Here is a 17,115-nt window from a genome sequence, read left to right on the forward strand (position 1 = left end):
TCTTGCTACGCGCTGCGGACCAACGCGCTCCCTCCTGACAAGTATGGAGTGGCGCGCCAAGATATTCCAGATGAAAAAACAGATGGATGAAAGCTGTTGTTTCCGGTGTCCTAGCCCCGCCACAACGCGGGCGTCGCCAAAGCGATGATTGCAAGGGTTTCAAGACGCCCGATTACCATCGCAGCGCACAGTGTCAGTTTTGTGCTGGCACCAAGGTCGGCCAGCCGGATTGGGACGTCTGTTGCAAGTTCGATCAGCGGTCCTGTGGTACTGAGGCTTGCAACACTCAGCACCATCGCCTGTTCGAACCCAACACCCTGAGCAGACAAAACAATGTTGAATAGCGCTAGTGATAGGGCAAACAGCATGAAAAAAATCCACGCGATAAACGCACCGTTTTTCTGAATGCGTCGGTGTCCGCCCGAGCCACCAACTGATGACGGATGAATTAGACGCCCGATCTCACGCGCGCCGTTCAGGTAGAGCGCAAAGACCCGCAATAGCTTGACCCCGCCCGCGGTGGTGGCAACGCCACCGCCTATCAGCGCCAGACCCATCAGGATCAGCCCGGGCGTACCAAGGCCTGACAATTGCTGTGCATCATTCCAGTGTGCGCTTTCGAAACCTGTTGTCGTCAGAAAAGACATTGCGGTCAACAGCATGCCCCAGAAAACGGAAAGCGCCTGTTCCGGCTCGGGGTCGACACCAATTTCGCTGGCTGCAAACAAAATCCTGAACGACAGAATTATCGCAACGACCAGAACGATCATCAGGCCAATGCGAAATTCGGGGTCTTTATCCAACCGCGAATACCCTCTGGTCGCGGTGTCCGCCGAAAAGGTCAGACGGGACAAAGCAAAGAACAAAAACAGGAACAGAATTGCCTCACCCGTGAAACCGGCGGACGACCCCTCCAACCCGCCAACTGGCGAGATTCCCGAAGTGGCCATGACCGACATCGCGTGGCAAATGGCGGTCAACCCTTCCTCACCGGCAATCAAAAGCAAGATCCAGATGACGACAGTCAGCCCGATATAAACCGGCGCCAGAGTTCGCGTTACCCGCAGCAAACGCCCCCTCGGATCTACCCTCTCACTCTGAGCAACGCCCGAAACTGGGCGACCGGGTACGCCCTGAGCAGTTACCTCGAAACCACCCAGTGACAGAGGGGCAAGAATGGCCGAGGCCGCAACCCACATCAAAAGACCACCCATCCACCCGACCTGGGCACGCCACAAATGCAAAGGCGAAGACAGTCGTGCGGGATCGTTGAACAAGTCGGCGCCTGTGGTGGTCAGGGCGCTGACCATTTCGAAATATGCATTGATGAATGTCGTGGTTCCAAGCGCGTCATGCAATGGGATAGCCAGAAACAAGGGCAAGGCCAAAAACACGCCCAGCAATACCGCCAGTTGGCCAAGTGTCCCCCGCTTTGGTTGCCGGTTCATGGCCGCCAAAGCGATCATCGTCATGATAATCAGACCCAAAAGTCCGGAGTAGAAGAACGAGCGTGATGTCGGATGATCGTCCAATGCCAGCGCGTAGATGGCGGGAATCCACATCGATACGGAAACGATCCCCCAAATCAACAGAAACAGCGGCAACCGCCGGAATACACTCAGGTCCTGTTGCCGCGTGTGTTTCATCAGAAAAAGTCGATCGAAACCTGCATCAAGCGCTCGACCTCGGGAACATCATCGGCCATCGCAAAGATCGCTACTACATCCTTTTCGTCAATGCGCAAGCTACCGGTGGGGCGGACCACCTCGTCACCCTTGCGGACCGCGCCGACCAATACGCCCTCAGGAAAGTCGATGTCCCGCAGTTTCTGACCAGCCATGGGAGAGGTGGAAAGAACTTCAGCCTCGATAACCTCGGCCTCGGCGTCACCAATGGAATAGACCTGACGCACGCGACCGTGGCGGATGTGCCGCAAAATCGAACTCACAGTCGTGGCGCGTGGATTGATATAGGCGTCAATGCCCAGCGGCCCCATTAGAGCAACCATGCTGGGATCATTTATCAGCGCAATCGCCAGCGCACAGCCGTCCGCCTTGGCCCGAACAGCCGCCAGCATGTTGGTGCGGTCATCGTCCGTGACCGCAAGCATCGCATCCGCCCGCTCAATCCCCGCTTCGCTCAGCAACGCGGAATCCAGACCGTCACCGTTCAGCACAATCGTGCGTTCCAACGCTTCGGCGGCCACTTCCGCGCATCCGCGGTCGCGCTCGATGACCTTGGCGCGCACGCGGCTTTCGCGCTCCTCCAACGTCTTTGCCACCTCAAGACCGACATTTCCACCACCAACGATGACCACCCGATCCTGCTTTTTTTGCGCTTTTCCGAATACTTCCATTGTTCGGTCGACATCTTTGACGTTGGTGAACACGTAACATTCATCGCCGACAAACAACTGATCATCCGGTTCCGGGGCAAACAGAGACCCCTCGCGGCGCACACCTACAACGATGGAACTGAGGGTCGAAAACAGGTCGGTCAGCTGCCTGAGAGGCGTATTGACGATAGGACATTCCTCATCGACGCGAATGCCAAGCAATTGCGCCTTCCCATCCATGAAAATCTCAGTGTCAAAGGCAGAGGGAGCGGAGAGGCGACGCATCGCAGCGGCGGCCACCTCGCGCTCGGGGCTGATCACAACATCAATCGGAAGATGGTCGCGTCGATACAGGTCCGAGTGAATGGCTTCGAGATATGACTTTGAACGCAGACGCGCAATCTTGCGCTGAATCGAAAAGACCGAATGCGCCATTTGGCAGGTAACCATATTCACTTCGTCGGAATGAGTCGCGGCAATGATCATATCCGCGTCACGCGCCCCTGCCCGATCCAGAACATCCGGATAACTGGCAAAACCTGCAATCCCCTGAACGTCCAGAGTCTCGGTCGCCCGGCGCACCAGGTCCGGATTGTTGTCGACCACAGTGACGTCGTTCAGCTCGCCCGACAGGTGCCGCGCGATCTGCCAGCCAACCTGACCGGCGCCGCAAATGATGACCTTCATGCTTCTGGCCCTTCTGCCTGAGAGTTTTGAATGACAGATGCCCTTAGGACGGTCAATTGATTTGTCATGGCCAGCCGCCTGAGGCAAGATAACTGTATGAAAACAATACTTCGTCTTATTCTGCCCGTTGTTTTGCTGTCATCCTGCGGCTCGCTTTCCCTCTATTACCGCGAGGGGCAAACCGTTTCGCGCATGCAAACCGAAACGACCGCCTGTCAGGTAAAGGCTTTGAAAGAGGCCCCGGTAGCGAACCAGATCCGCCAATCCGCACCGGTCTATTGGCCGGGGACGAGGCATTGCGACAGTCAGGGGCGCTGCTATACGACACCTGGCTGGTGGCAACCCGGGCGAATTTATTCAGTCGATGTAAATCAGAGCCTTCGCAACCAGATCGAAGCACAATGCATGGCCGGCAAAGGCTATCGCCCAGTAACACTGCCACCGTGCAAACAAAGCGTAAAGGCACAGGTGGCACCAGCCCGAACCACCACCCTGCCACCATTGAGTGGTGCGTCCTGTTTCAGAAAGTTCGACGATGGCTCATTCCAAATCGTCACCCCCGGATAGGCGGGGTGATGTCCGGCGGGTTATTCCGCCGGCTCGTGCTCGTCGACATGCGCAACACGTGCGCCAGATTTGTTTGATGTCACAACACCCAGCGACTTAAGCTTGCGGTGCAGCGCGCTGCGCTCCATTCCGACAAAGCTGGCGGTTCGACTGATGTTGCCCCCAAAGCGATTGATCTGAGTCAGCAGGTACTCGCGCTCAAAGGCTTCCCGCGCTTCGCGCAACGGCAGGGTCGCCAGTGCACCGGACAGGACAACGCGGCCATCTTCTTCGGCTTTGTCCTCTTCGTTCGGCAATTCGCGGGCCTCAATGGGACCCGTACTTTCACCAAGGATCAGAACGCGTTCGACCAGGTTCTTCAACTGACGCACGTTGCCGGGCCAAGCCATCGTCTGAAGGAGGGCCACCGCCTCCTCTGACAGTTCCCGCACTGGCAGTCCCTGAGCTTCGTTGTGCATTTCAATAAAGTGCTGAGCCAGAACCGGAATATCTTCGCGCCGCTCCTCCAGAGAGGGGATCGGGATCGGAACAACGTTCAAACGATGATACAGTTCCTCGCGGAACCGCTCGGCTGCAATTTCAGCATCAAGATCCTTGTTCGTCGAAGAAATGACGCGCAGGTCCACTCTGACCTTGTCCGTGCCACCAACCCTTTGGAACTGCTGGTCCACCAGCACCCGCAGGATTTTGGACTGCGTTCCAAGCGGCATGTCCGCAACTTCGTCAAAAAAGACGATGCCGCCGTGAGCCTCTTCCAAAAGGCCGGGTTCGACACCCCGTTCTGTAGTTTCCCTGCCGAACAGAACCTCTTCCATTCGCTCAGGCTCGACACCCGCACAGTTGACAGTAACAAAGGGTGCATTGGCCCTGTTGGAATGGGCGTGGATGTAACGCGCCGCAATTTCCTTGCCCGATCCGGCTGGACCGCGCAGCATGACGCGGCCATTGGATTTGGTAACCTTGTCCAGCTGGCCCTGCATCGCACGGAAGGATGCAGATTTTCCGATCATGTCCGAGCTGCTGACCTCTTTGCGCTTGAGCGCGGCGTTCTCACGGCGCAGGCGCGAGGTTTCCATCGCGCGCCTGATAACCACCATCAGCTGGTCGATATTGAACGGCTTTTCAATAAAGTCGTAGGCGCCCTGCTTGATGGCTGCCACGGCGATCTCGATATTGCCGTGACCCGAAATGATGACGACCGGAACGTCCGGATTGTCGCGTTTGACAGCCTTTAGAATATCGATGCCATCCATCCGGCTGTCCTTCAGCCAGATGTCCAGAATCAACAGTCCCGGCGGCTCGGCGTTGATTGCGGCCATGCAATCGTCGGAATTTCCGGCTAGCCGAGTGGAAAAGCCTTCGTCCTTAAGAATGTCGGACACCAGTTCACGAATATCGCGCTCGTCATCTACGATCAGAATGTCGCTCATGTTGGGCCTGCTTTCATTTTGGTTTTAATTGCCTGCTTTGCTGGCGCTTCAGCGGCGGTCGAATTTACCCCCGGCAAACGGATCACGGCCATTGCGCCAAAATGGTTCTGTCCGTCAAATACCGGCGCGTCCTCCAACGTCAACGCACCGCCATGTTCTTCGATGATCTTCTTCACAATCGGCAACCCAAGTCCGGTGCCTTCGTCGCGTGTGGTAACATAAGGTTCAAACAGCCGGGCACGATCTTCCGGCAGTCCGATCCCGTTATCTGCAATGGTGATCAGCGTATCGCCGGACCCTTCCATCACCCGCACTTCGATCCGGGGCTTCAGGTTTTCCGGTACCCCTTTTTTCTTCAGTGTTTCAATTGCTTCACCAGCATTCTTGATCAGATTGGTCAGCGCCTGATTCAGCATCGTGGCATCCAGATCGCCCAGCATCGGCTGATCGGGCAAATATGCGTCAATCTGAACATCAGGCTGACCGGCCTGCTGCAACAACACAGCCTCGCGCACCAACTCGACAACATCTTCTTCATGACGGTCCGGTTCGGGCATCCGTGCGAACTTGGAAAACTCGTCAACGATGCGGCGCAAATCATTCGTCTGGCGCACGATGACATCCGTCATCGACTCAAGGCTATCGCAATCGGCCTCATCCAGTTTCTTCGCAAACTTGCGCTTGATCCTCTCTGCACTCAGCTGGATAGGCGTAAGCGGGTTCTTGATCTCATGCGCAATACGCCGCGCGACGTCACCCCATGCCGCCATGCGCTGTGCACTGACAAGGTCGGTCACGTCGTCGAAGGCCACCACATACCCTTCAAGGCCGCCATCCTCGCCACGACGTGTCGCCATACGCACCAGCAGATTTTCCAGCTGCCCTTTGCGCGTTACTTTAACCTCACCCTGCACAGCCTCCTGATTGCTTCCCATCAGACTGTCGAACAGGGGCAGGAATTCAGGCACGGCGATACCAAGCGCAAGATTTTGCTCTCCTCCGGACCAGTCCAACAGGCGCTCGGCCGAGCGATTCACAAACGTGACGCACCCATCAGGATCAACACCGACGACGCCCGAGGTTACGGAACTCAGCACTGAATCGAAAAGACGGCGGCGACGCTCGATCTGGCGCGTATTTTGCAGCAACGTGTCCCTTTGACCTTTGAGCTGCCGGGTCATCTGGTTGAAATAGCGGCCCAGCATCGCGATCTCGTCGTCACTGGCTTCTTCGATGACCTGGACATCCAGATCACCTGCGCCGACACGCTGCGCCGCTGTCGTCAGACGCCCGACTGGCCGGGACAGACGCTCGGCAAACCACATTGCCAGCGACACGGCAGCCAGGATCAGAATGACAGCAAATCCCAGATATAGCAGGCCGAACTCGAACAGCACCCTGCCCCGTTCACTTTCCAGCTGCTGATAGAACTGAGCGGTTTCCTTGGTATCATCCAGCAGCGTCAGAAGCTCTCCGTCGACTTCACGGCTGACATACAGATAACGATCCAGATACGCCCTAAGCGGCACCAGAGCGCGAAATTCACTGTTCGCCCAGTCGTCAATAATAAGAATACCCGCATCTTCGGCATCCACGATCTGTTGTGGCGTGGGACGTTCAAAGTTGAACAGGTAGGACCGGTCGCCACGAGACTGAATCTCACCGCTACCATCAATGACATATGCCTCTCTCAGGCCGCGCTGAATCTGCCCCTGACCCTGCGCCAGAACCTCACGCAGTTCCGCATCCGTGATGTAAAAATTCAACGACCGCGCATTGTCCAGAAAGCGTGCCAGAACCGTTGCATCCTGCATCAGCCCCTGACGGTGCTCTTGTTCATAGGCTTCAGCCGCGGTCAGCGAAGAGCCAACGACCTGCCTTACACGATCCGAAAACCACCCTTCGAGGCCAATATTTACCGTCAGCCCAGCGAAGATCGCGACTGTCACTGTCGGAACCAGCGCCAACAGCGTAAATGCGCCAATCAGGCGCAAATGCAGCCTGGATCCAGCCGATTTTGCCCGTCGCGCGGCGACCAGACTTGCCAACTGACTGAGTACCAGCGCTGCAACAACCAGCACATAAACCAGATCTGCGAGAAGAATCAGCCTGAGCGTCGGAGCCGTCGCACCCAGATCGAAAGGCCCAATGATCAGATAAGTTGCCAGAGTTAAAATCGGCCCAAGAACAACAAGCCCTAAGGTGCCGAAATTCCTCAGCCTTCGGGACTTGCGCCACCGATTGATCGATAGGATCGGCCCGTTCTGTGCCCGGGTTGCCACCGTCTGCCCTCATCCTGATGTGTCGCCGCAGCGACGTACCGCCATATATCGTGGTCCTTGCCGGGTACGAACCCGGATGCCACGGTTTGTGTGGCGATATTACATCAGTTTGCGTCGGCGTGTCACCTGAATATCGAGATCGGTTACTTTTTTGCGCAACGTATTTCTGTTGATCCCGAGCAACTCGGCACATTTCGCCTGATTTCCGGCAGTTGCCTCAAGTGCAATTTCAATCAGGGGCGCCTCAACTTCGCGCAAAATCCTCTGATACAGCCCCGGCGGCGGTAGAATGTTCCCATGCAGATCGAAATATCGCCTCAGATGACGCGCAACTGACGCAGATAATTTCTCGCGTTCGCCACCGCCCAGAATCGGTTCAGCCTCGGGTTGGCTGCCCAACACTGCCTCAACCTCGGCACGGCTGATTTCGTCTGCACGGCTGGTAAGGCTCAGGCGGCGAATGGCGTTTTCCAGTTGCCGTACATTTCCGGGCCACGAGTACCGGCGCATCAATTCGACCGCTTCGGCGCTGAGCCGACGTTTAGTGCCAGCTTCGCGTTCTTCACGAACCAGAAAATGTTCTGCCAGCAAGGGGATATCGTCCACTCTTTCACGCAAGGCCGGCACGTGGATCGTGGCGCCGCACAACCGGTAATACAGGTCCTGCCTGACCCGGCCGTCCTCCATTGCTTCGGTCAGATCCGACTGGCTTGTCGCCATGAAACGGGGAACATGATCGCCGGGCGCATCCATCATACGTACAATTCGCGCCTGCATTTCCTCATCGATATCGCCGATCTCATCAATCAATAGGGTCCCGCCCCGTACCCGCGCCATGATCCGTGCCGGGCCCTCCAATTCCCTCAGGTCAGTGGCCGTGGCCGTCACGAAAGGCAAGGTGCGTCGGTCGGAGAAGTCATGGATCGCCCGTGCAATCAGGGACTTACCGGTGCCACTTTCGCCTGAAATCATGACGGACAGATCGGTATTCATCACCCGCGCCACCAACCGATACAACGCTTGCATGACCGGGGTGCGACCGACCAGAGGCAGTTCTTCGGGGCGCTCGCTGCGTTCTTCCGTCGGCTCGGGTTGCGCACGCAGCTTTTGCTCCAGCGCCCGCGCGGTGCGTTTCATCAGATCCGGCAGGTCGAACGGTTTGGGCAGATAATCATAGGCCTCGGCCTCGGCGGCTTGAATCGCCGTCATGATGGTGTTCTGGGCAGATATGACGATAACCGGCAGCCCGGGGCGATCCTCCGCAATCTTGGGCAGCATCTCCAAGCCGTTGCCGTCTGGCATGACCACATCCGAGATAACCACATCCCCTTTACCCTCGCCCACCCAGCGCATCAGCGTGGTAAGTGAGGATGTGGCGTGCACTTTGCACCCTGCGCGGGTCAACGCCTGTGTCAGTACGGTACGGATCGTACGATCATCGTCTGCAACCAGAACTGTGCCATCCATCAGGTGTTCTCCTTATCCAGTCTTTCCAGCGGCGCGCGACGCAGCGACAGGCGGAACACGGTGCGCCCGGGCACCGAATCCACCGAAATCCAGCCGTTGTGGTCCGAAACGATCTTGCTGACCAAGGCCAGACCCAGCCCTGTGCCATTCTCCCGTCCGGATACGAACGGATCGAAAATGTCACCGCGGATATCTTCGGGCAGTCCCGGTCCGTCATCCAAGATCTCTATCTGCAAAGGCAGCGAATGCCCGGTTCCGTCACTGCGACGCAGACGGAACGAATGTTCAAAGTAGGTACGCAACCTGATCGTGCCGCCATCGGTTCCGGCGGCCTCGGACGCGTTTCTGAGCAGATTCAGCACCACCTGCAACAGCTGATCCGGATCGCCGAAGGCCAGTGGCAGCGAAGGATCGTAATCCTCGACAATTGTCATATGCGCGCCAAACCCCAGCAAAGCCGAGCGCCGCGCACGGTCAAGAACATCGTGAATATTGACGGGTTTGAAATCCGGCTCGCTCAGGTTTCCGAATTGTTCGACCTGCTCCAGAAGCTTAACGATCCGGCGGCTCTCCTCGACAATAAGGTCTGTTAACTCAAGGTCTTGCGGCGGAATATTCATGCTAAGTAACTGCGCCGCCCCGGTGATCCCCGCCAAGGGATTCTTGATCTCATGCGCCAGCATTTCGGCCATGCCGATGGCAGATTGCGCTGCGGATTTGACCGTGTGGCTTTGCGTCATGCGCCCTGCCAGTTCGCGCGGGGAAATGATCATGATCATCACACCGGAATGCCCGGCCAGCGGTGCGATTTGCAGCGCACATTGCAGCGGCGCACGGTTACCTGAGCCAACGTCGACATCATTTACGAACAAAGGGGTCCCATGTTGTCTGGCGCGCAGAAAGGCCTCCTCCAGCGGCGCATCCACAGCAATCTGATCCCAGACCGGATGCCCGACAACGGACTTGCGCGAGGCATTCAGAAACCCCTCACCCGCAGAGTTCACATCCGCAATGCGATCTTCGGCATCAATGATGAACGCCGGAACCGGCAGCGAGGCCCAGATATCCTGATCCGAGGTCATGCGGCCTGCCCTACATCCGGAGCCAGCGCATCGCCCAGCAAGCGCATCACCTCGCCGGTATCGCGCGAAGTCAGAACCGCGCGGCGCAAAGGCGCTGACGTTTGCGCGCTATCCATGTACCATCCCAAATGCTTGCGGGCGACACGCAAGCCAAGGTCCAGGCCGTAAAACTCCAGCATGGCCTGATAGTGTGCACGCACCATCTCGATCAAATCCGGGCCTTGCGGAATTTGTGGCGCACCAGCACCGTACAAATCATGGCATATCTGTGCCAGCAGCCAGGGTTTGCCCTGCGCGCCGCGCCCCACCATGACCCCATCCGAACCAGAGTGATCCAGTGCCGTTCGCGCGCTTTGGGGGTTAGTAATGTCACCGTTCGCGATGACCGGTATTGAAACCGCCTTTTTCACTGCCCTGATTGCCCTCCAGTCTGCACGCCCTTTGTAAAACTGGCATCGCGTGCGGCCGTGAATCGTGACCATGCGAATACCTGCGTCCTGCGCCCGACGCGCAACCTCGGGCGCATTCAGCAGACTATCGTCCCATCCCAGCCGCGTTTTCAGCGTCACCGGAATGTCCACAGCGCTAACGACTGCCTCAATCAGGGTCAAAGCATGATCAGGCGTTTTCAGCAGGGCCGAGCCCGAGTACCCGTTCGTGACCTTTTTGGCCGGGCACCCCATGTTGATATCAATGACCCGGGCACCACGATCCGCTACCTGACGAGCGGCTTCCGCCATCCAATGTGCCTCACGCCCTGCCAGTTGCACTGCCGTGTTTTCAACATCAGCCGACAACTCTGCCCGTTCACGCACCCCGGGTTTGGCCTGAACCATCTCCTGACTGGCCACCATTTCACTGACAACCATGCCCGCACCAAAGCGCATCACCAGATCGCGGAAGGGACGGTCAGTGATTCCAGCCATGGGCGCCAGCAAAACGGGCGGGTTCAGATCCTTGTCGGCGAGACGCAGTTTCAAAGTGCCTAATCCTTGAGCAGTTGCGGGTTTGATATCGAATTTGCCGCATATGAACAACAAAACGGCGGGTCACAAGCCCGCAAAATTGGCGAACGCCTATTTTTTAGGCAAGTTTACGCGGGTGATTGCCTCTGCTTTCACCGCCCCCTAAACAAGGACCATCAGCAGGAGAGCTTGGCCTATGACAACCGCCGCCATTATTGTCGCCGCCGGACGGGGGCAGCGCGCCGGAGGCGGCGTACCCAAACAATGGCGCCCTCTTGCGGGCCGACGTGTCGCAGATTGGACGCTCGACAGGTTCCGGGACATGGTCGATCTCATCGTGCTGGTTCTCTCGCCTCAAGACGAATCCGCCTGGGAGGAGTTTCGCGATACAAACGTGATCCTTGCATCAGGTGGCGACGATCGCGCTGGATCCGTTTTCAATGGCCTACAGGCGCTAACGGATCGGAAAGTAACAAAGGTGCTCATACACGATGTTGCGCGCCCCTGTGTCTCTGGGCGGATTATTCGGGACGTTCTGGCGGCGCTCGACACCAACTCTTGCGCCGCGCCGGGGATACCCGTCACCGATGCATTGTGGACGGGTGAAGGGTCGCAGGTCACCGGCACACAGGACCGAAGCGGGCTTTATGCTGCACAAACGCCCCAGGGGTTCCATTACGATGTCATTACAAAGGCCCATGCCGCACATCCGGGCGGTGCGGCGGATGATGTCGAAATCGCCCGCGCTGCGGGGCTCGATGTAGCAATCGTGCCCGGCGATGCAGACAACTTGAAAATAACCCGACCCGAGGATTTCACTCGGGCGGAACGGATATTGGGAACGGACATGGATGTAAGGCTGGGTAACGGCTATGACGTACACCGATTTGGCGACGGTGATCATGTGATCCTGTGCGGCGTAAAGGTACCGCATAACCGGGGTCTTCAGGGTCATTCGGACGCTGATGTCGGAATGCACGCTGTAACAGATGCGATCTATGGCGCATTGGCGCAGGGGGATATCGGACAGCACTTCCCCCCGTCGGACCCGCAATGGAAAGGCGCGGCCAGCGAGATATTTTTGCGCCACGCGGTCGAACTGGCGGGGCAGATGGGATATCGGATCTCGAACATCGACTGCACGCTGGTTTGCGAGTATCCAAAGATCGGCCCTCACTCCCAGAAAATGTGTGAGGAAATGGCCAAAATCATGCAATTGCGAGCAGATCAAGTATCCGTAAAAGCAACCACTTCCGAACGCCTCGGTTTTACTGGCCGCAGCGAGGGCATCGCTTCGCTGGCCACGGCTTGTCTGGTGAAAGCATGAACGCTGCTCGGCTGATTGGAACGGTTTGCGGCGTCGGCTATCTGCGTCCGGCACCGGGTACATGGGGATCGCTGGCGGCCTTGCCGATGGTCTGGGTGCTGCATGAACTTGGCGGCTTTCCCCTGCTTGTACTGGCGACATGCGTCGTTTTCATCGGCGGCCTTTGGGCCACCAGGATCATGACAGCCGGACAAACGGATCACGACCCGTCCGAAATTGTGATCGATGAGGTTGCAGGCCAGTTCATCGCCCTTTGGGCCATCTCCTATCCCGCCTGGGCCCATGGTATCGAAATTACCGCCCTTTGGCCGGGTTGGGTGTCAGGTTTCATCCTATTTCGGCTGTTCGACATCACCAAACCGGGTCCTGTAGGCTGGGCCGACCGGCGCGGTGATCCGCTGGGCGTCATGCTGGACGATGTGATCGCTGGTGTATTCGCCGCCATCGGTGTGGTAATTCTGGCGGGTATCTCACACGGGGTGCTGGGCCTGTGACTGTTGCCGAACTGCTTGAACGCGCCAAATCTCAGAACGTTATGATCGCGACCGCAGAAAGCTGCACCGGTGGCATGGTTGTAGCCGCGCTGACAGACATTCCCGGAAGCTCTGCTGTGGTCGACCGGGGTTTCGTGACCTACACGAACAGCGCCAAGCAGGACATGCTGGGCGTGCGTCGGAAGACATTGGAGACCCATGGCGCGGTGTCCGAACAGGTGGCCCTTGAAATGGCCGAAGGCGCGCTGAAACACTCACATGCGCAACTGGCTGTTTCGATCACTGGCATCGCCGGCCCCGGCGGATCAGAGTTCAAACCCGAGGGGCGCGTCTGTTTCGGCCTCGCAGCAAGCGATCACACGACACGTTCTGAAACAATCGAGTTCGGCGCGCTAGGTCGGGACGCGGTACGCCTTGCCGCGCGGGATCACGCGCTTGGTTTGCTGGCTCAGGCGCTTTCACGCACCGCACAAAAATAAGGCACACCGCCCTTTAAGCTGCGAAATTAAGCGCCACTTGCAAAAAGGGCGCGTAAATTGGCAAAAAAATAGCGGGTTGCCTCTTTTTCCCGCACCCATCGTTCGCTTCAACACTCTCCACCACCACTCACTCAGCATCGATCCGCAATGAAATTAGGCGGATCGGCTCATCTGAAGCGGAAAAAGGAGAGCGGCCCATGAACGGAGCCGATACAGCCTGGATCATCGTCGCAACGGCACTGGTCCTGTTCATGACCCTTCCCGGCCTTGCCCTTTTTTATGGCGGTCTTGTGCGTGCGCGAAATGTGCTGAGCGTCTTCATGCACTGTTTCACCATCGCCTGTCTAATGAGTGTCCTTTGGCTGATCGCCGGGTACTCCATCGCATTTGGCGAAGGTACATCCGGCCTGTGGGGCGGAATGGGCAAGGCATTCCTGAACGGAGTGGACGCCGACAGCCTGTCGGGCACCCTGCCCGAGGTTTTGTTCTTTGCCTTTCAGATGACATTCGCCATCATCACTCCGGCACTCATCGTCGGAGCCTATGTCGAGCGTGTCGGTTTCGGCTTTGTTGTGATCTTTTCCGGCCTGTGGATGCTGTTGTGTTATGCACCTGTGGTCCACTGGATTTGGGGTGGCGGCATCCTGACAGACGGCGGGATTCTGGGCGAAATCGGTGTCCGGGATTTTGCCGGTGGTATCGTGGTGCACGAAACCGCCGGTCTGGCCGCACTGATCATTGCCGTATTTCTGGGACCGCGGCGCAATCGTACAACGCCGCCGCACAACCCCGGTTCTGTCATGATAGGCGCCGCGATGCTGTGGGTCGGTTGGTTCGGTTTCAACGGCGGTTCACAGCTGGCTGCCGATGGTGGTGCCGCAATGGCGATGACCGTCACACATATATCCGCAGCCACCGCCTCTCTGACCTGGGCGCTATGGGAGCGGATTAAATACGGCAAAGCCTCGCTGGTTGGTCTGGTGACTGGTACGATCGCCGGATTGGCCTCGATCACCCCGGCCTCGGGTTATGTCGATCCTGTACAGGCACTGATCATCGGAGCCGTCGCCGGTGTCCTGTGTCAGGAAGCGGTCAACGTTGTTCGCAACGTTCTCAAGATCGACGATACGCTGGACGTCTTTGCGGTTCACGGCGTAGGCGGCATTTTCGGCACCATCATGATTGCCGCCTTTGGCCTAGGAAGCTGGACCGCGCAGTTAGGTGGGTTGGTGATCGTGGGTGTCTTTACGTCAGTTATTACAATTGCACTGGTCAAGGCGGTTGCACTGATCACTCCGCTTCGCGTAGATGCCGAGACGGAAACAAATGGGCTCGACCTTTCGGTACACGGAGAACGCGCCTATGACATGAGCAGCTGAGCCCACCTCAGCCAGCTCAGTGCCCGAAAGGGCCAAAGCGGGTCTCTTGGGGACCCGCTTTTTTTTGCTTCAATCTTTAATGGGGCTTTGCCCCCTTCGCCACAGGCAACCCGCCCGGAGTATTTTCAGCCAGATGAACCAGGGGATCCGTTCTTCATCTGGCCCCAAATACTCCTGCCGGAGGCATCGCGCGCAGGGCGATCACACTGTTTCAACCTGCACTAAGGTATTCAGCCAGATCAGAAGCCCGGCCGCCCGTGCGCAACATTGACCAGATTTCGTCCGCATTGCTGGCACCGATGAGCTTTTCCGCCTTGTCTCGAACTCGGCGCTCGCGTTCAGCAAGGGATTGAGGCTGCAACAAGTCATGAAATGCTTCGCGCCGAATCCCGTCGCGGCGCAGAAGAGATAAATGTGCCTGAGTTTCCGACAGGTCCGGATCTGCTTCGACAGAAATTCTATTGCGCAACGAAATCAAACGAGGATCGGCGCACACAATATCCGAATAACTGTCCAGGCGCGCCGTATCATGCCCCAAAGCCTGCATGGCGATAACAGTACGGTATGAAAACTTGGCACCCAACCCGGTGGATGGCGCCGGTTCGTTGCATACGCTCATCCAGCGCGGGTTTGTTCGGATCTTAATTTCCTGTACTTCGGGCTCGGCGATGTCCAGATCAAGTGCTGCTTCCAATGCCGCATGCAATCCGTGGCAGCAGGCGTGAAATTTGTGACTGACCGTTTCAAACAGCCATTCAGCCCCCAGCCCTTCCAGAGCGGCACTGTAATCCATGGCGCCATGATGTGTGGCACCAAAGCCGAATTCACCTTCGAGCGCATGCTCGTTAGGCTCAAAGCCGCGCTGAACCAGAAGCACGGCCTCAATTCCAGATGCGGCAGCGATACCGGCATTGTAGGGTTTGCCCATCGTACCGAACTGCGCCTTGAGCCCCGATGCCCGTGTAGCGGTCAGCCCCAGAACCTTCCGCATCTGGGTGGCATCCAGACCGGCCAGCCGTCCTGCAGCGGCTGCCGCACCGAATGCACCCGCCGTTGCTGTTTGGTGCAAGCCTGCCTGATAATGGCTGCGTCCCAGCCAGAGACCAATTCGGATTGAAAGCTCCATACCCACAAGTGCGGCTTCGAGAAGGTCCACAAGCATATGATCGCGCCAGGCAGCCATTGCCAAAGCCGCTGGAAGCACCGCAACCGACGGATGTCCGATATGGGCGAAATGGGTGTCGTCATAGTCAAGCGCATGCGAAATCGTACCGTTGACTAAAGCCGCCCCACGAAGTGGGGCGGCGGCGCCACCAAAGAGTTTCGCTTGTTCGGCCCCTTTTTCGTCCAGAACCATGTCGCGAACGATTCTCGAAACAGGCTCGTCCGCCCCTGCCCGGCCCACGGCCAGCCAGTCCAGCGCCGAAAGGGATGTGACGATACGTGCCTGTGAACTGGTCGAGATGGGGCCAGTCGCAAACTCGGAAAGGGCAATGGTCAGATTGGTCATGGGCGCAGTTTAGCGCGCCGTCACGGCGGGTAAAGGCTCAGCCGTAGAGTTCCAAAGCCCGCTGTTCAAAAGCGCGTACGATCCGGTGCATGGCCTCGTTGAAGACAACCCCGACAATCCCCTGAAGGACGGCGTTTTTGAACTCAAAATCCACATGAAACGAGATGTTGCAGCCGCCATCGGGCGCTTCTTCAAAATGCCAGTCGGACTTCATGTATTTGAATGGTCCGTCCAGGTATTCCGTATCGATCTTTTTGTCTTTGGCAAACAACGTCACGCGGCTGCCGAACCGTTCCCTGAAAACTTTGAACGAGATCACAAGGTCAGCTTCCATAACCTCTGCCTCGCCAACCTCGAAAGTCCTGCGAATGCGCGCCGCAGCGCACCACGGCAGAAACTGAGGGTACTTGGCCACGTCCGCGACCAGATCGTACATCTGTTGCGCGGTAAAAGGCAGGTGGCGTGTTTCCGAGTGGATAGGCATGGGGTCTGGTATTTGCTAGATGACAATGGCGCGTCATGTCGTATGTTGCGCGCCAAAGATCAAGGGGGCAGCGATGAGCGACCGCGCATATGTGATTGATGAGATGATCTCGGCCAAGGCGATTGCTGCCCGAATTGAGGAATTGTGCCGCAAGATCACCGAGGAATTCGGCGATACCGACAAGCTGGTTGTCGTCGGTTTGCTGCGCGGCAGTTTCGTTTTCATCGCCGATCTGGTGCGCGAACTGGACCTCCCGATCGAGGTGGACTTTCTGGAAGCCTCATCTTACGGGGACTCGATGGAAAGCAGCCGTGAAGTGCGTATTCTCAAAGACTTGCGGGGCGCAATTGAAGGACGCGACGTTCTGGTTGTCGAGGATATCGTGGATACCGGTCACACGCTGAACCACGTCACCCATCTGCTGCAAAGCCGTATGCCGAAGCGGTTGAAATCCATCGCACTGCTGGACAAGCCAAGCCGCCGCGAAGTCGATTTCCGGTCAGATTGGATTGGGTTCGAAATTCCCGACGAGTTTGTTGTCGGATATGGAATCGACTACGCACAGCGAAACAGGAACCTGCCGTTTATCGGAAAAGTCAGGTTTACCGGGGACTGATCGGATCGTCA

The 17,115-nt window shown here is 57.5% G+C and carries 15 protein-coding genes; 6 read left to right on the forward strand and 9 right to left on the reverse strand.

Annotated features, from left to right (window positions below):
* Positions 1 to 110 precede the first annotated feature (110 nt).
* On the reverse strand, positions 111 to 1,646 hold the full coding sequence (locus ACR0NA_RS04425) for a TrkH family potassium uptake protein (protein ID WP_480726411.1): 1,536 nt from the start codon (positions 1,644 to 1,646) through the stop codon (positions 111 to 113).
* On the reverse strand, positions 1,646 to 3,022 hold the full coding sequence (gene trkA, locus ACR0NA_RS04430) for a Trk system potassium transporter TrkA (RefSeq protein WP_170650143.1): 1,377 nt from the start codon (positions 3,020 to 3,022) through the stop codon (positions 1,646 to 1,648). The genes ACR0NA_RS04425 and trkA overlap by 1 nt, the downstream gene beginning before the upstream one ends.
* A gap of 96 nt (positions 3,023 to 3,118) precedes the next feature.
* Between trkA and ACR0NA_RS04435 the strand changes: the two genes are divergently transcribed.
* Positions 3,119 to 3,589: a hypothetical protein gene (locus tag ACR0NA_RS04435; RefSeq protein ID WP_480726415.1), complete on the forward strand. Its 471-nt coding sequence runs from the start codon at positions 3,119 to 3,121 to the stop codon at positions 3,587 to 3,589.
* Between the two features lie 20 nt (positions 3,590 to 3,609).
* On the opposite strand, the gene ntrX is transcribed toward ACR0NA_RS04435, so the two are convergent.
* The 5 genes from ntrX to dusB form a co-directional block, all read right to left on the reverse strand.
* Entirely contained in the window at positions 3,610 to 5,019 is a 1,410-nt protein-coding gene (ntrX, locus tag ACR0NA_RS04440) for a nitrogen assimilation response regulator NtrX (protein WP_170650147.1), read from the reverse strand.
* Complete coding sequence (locus ACR0NA_RS04445; protein WP_480726417.1) at positions 5,016 to 7,301, reverse strand: sensor histidine kinase NtrY-like; 2,286 nt, start codon at positions 7,299 to 7,301, stop codon at positions 5,016 to 5,018. Before ACR0NA_RS04445 ends, ntrX begins: the two co-directional genes overlap by 4 nt.
* Before the next feature lie 99 nt (positions 7,302 to 7,400).
* Positions 7,401 to 8,768 (reverse strand): response regulator, encoded by a 1,368-nt coding sequence (locus ACR0NA_RS04450; RefSeq protein ID WP_480726419.1) that lies wholly within the window; start codon positions 8,766 to 8,768, stop codon positions 7,401 to 7,403.
* Positions 8,768 to 9,850 carry a two-component system sensor histidine kinase NtrB gene (locus ACR0NA_RS04455; RefSeq protein ID WP_480726422.1) on the reverse strand — a complete coding sequence of 361 codons (1,083 nt, stop codon included), beginning with the start codon at positions 9,848 to 9,850 and terminating at the stop codon, positions 8,768 to 8,770. The genes ACR0NA_RS04450 and ACR0NA_RS04455 overlap by 1 nt, the downstream gene beginning before the upstream one ends.
* A complete protein-coding gene (gene dusB, locus ACR0NA_RS04460; protein ID WP_480726425.1) occupies positions 9,847 to 10,830 on the reverse strand; it encodes a tRNA dihydrouridine synthase DusB in 984 nt (327 codons plus the stop codon). The genes ACR0NA_RS04455 and dusB overlap by 4 nt, the downstream gene beginning before the upstream one ends.
* Positions 10,831 to 11,011: 181 nt before the next feature.
* Between dusB and ACR0NA_RS04465 the strand changes: the two genes are divergently transcribed.
* The 4 genes from ACR0NA_RS04465 (at position 11,012) to ACR0NA_RS04480 (ending at position 14,494) form a co-directional block, all read left to right on the forward strand.
* A complete protein-coding gene (locus tag ACR0NA_RS04465; protein ID WP_480726427.1) occupies positions 11,012 to 12,142 on the forward strand; it encodes a bifunctional 2-C-methyl-D-erythritol 4-phosphate cytidylyltransferase/2-C-methyl-D-erythritol 2,4-cyclodiphosphate synthase in 1,131 nt (376 codons plus the stop codon).
* Entirely contained in the window at positions 12,139 to 12,636 is a 498-nt protein-coding gene (locus ACR0NA_RS04470) for a phosphatidylglycerophosphatase A family protein (RefSeq protein WP_480726429.1), read from the forward strand. The genes ACR0NA_RS04465 and ACR0NA_RS04470 overlap by 4 nt, the downstream gene beginning before the upstream one ends.
* Positions 12,633 to 13,115, forward strand: coding sequence for a CinA family protein (locus ACR0NA_RS04475; RefSeq protein ID WP_480726431.1), 483 nt, complete (start codon positions 12,633 to 12,635; stop codon positions 13,113 to 13,115). Before ACR0NA_RS04470 ends, ACR0NA_RS04475 begins: the two co-directional genes overlap by 4 nt.
* A 197-nt stretch (positions 13,116 to 13,312) precedes the next feature.
* The gene (locus ACR0NA_RS04480; RefSeq protein ID WP_480726433.1) at positions 13,313 to 14,494 is read left to right on the forward strand and encodes an ammonium transporter; all 1,182 of its coding nucleotides are present in this window, start codon (positions 13,313 to 13,315) and stop codon (positions 14,492 to 14,494) included.
* A gap of 211 nt (positions 14,495 to 14,705) precedes the next feature.
* Here the strand turns inward: ACR0NA_RS04480 and ACR0NA_RS04485 are convergent, their stop codons facing one another.
* Entirely contained in the window at positions 14,706 to 16,004 is a 1,299-nt protein-coding gene (locus tag ACR0NA_RS04485; protein WP_480726436.1) for an MmgE/PrpD family protein, read from the reverse strand.
* A 37-nt stretch (positions 16,005 to 16,041) separates the two neighbouring features.
* Positions 16,042 to 16,488, reverse strand: a complete 447-nt coding sequence (locus tag ACR0NA_RS04490) for a type II toxin-antitoxin system RatA family toxin (RefSeq protein WP_480726439.1) — start codon at positions 16,486 to 16,488, stop codon at positions 16,042 to 16,044.
* 73 nt (positions 16,489 to 16,561) lie between these two features.
* Between ACR0NA_RS04490 and hpt the strand changes: the two genes are divergently transcribed.
* Positions 16,562 to 17,104: a hypoxanthine phosphoribosyltransferase gene (gene hpt, locus ACR0NA_RS04495; RefSeq protein WP_480449322.1), complete on the forward strand. Its 543-nt coding sequence runs from the start codon at positions 16,562 to 16,564 to the stop codon at positions 17,102 to 17,104.
* Positions 17,105 to 17,115 lie beyond the last annotated feature (11 nt).

The organism is Ruegeria sp. C11, assembly GCF_056537725.1.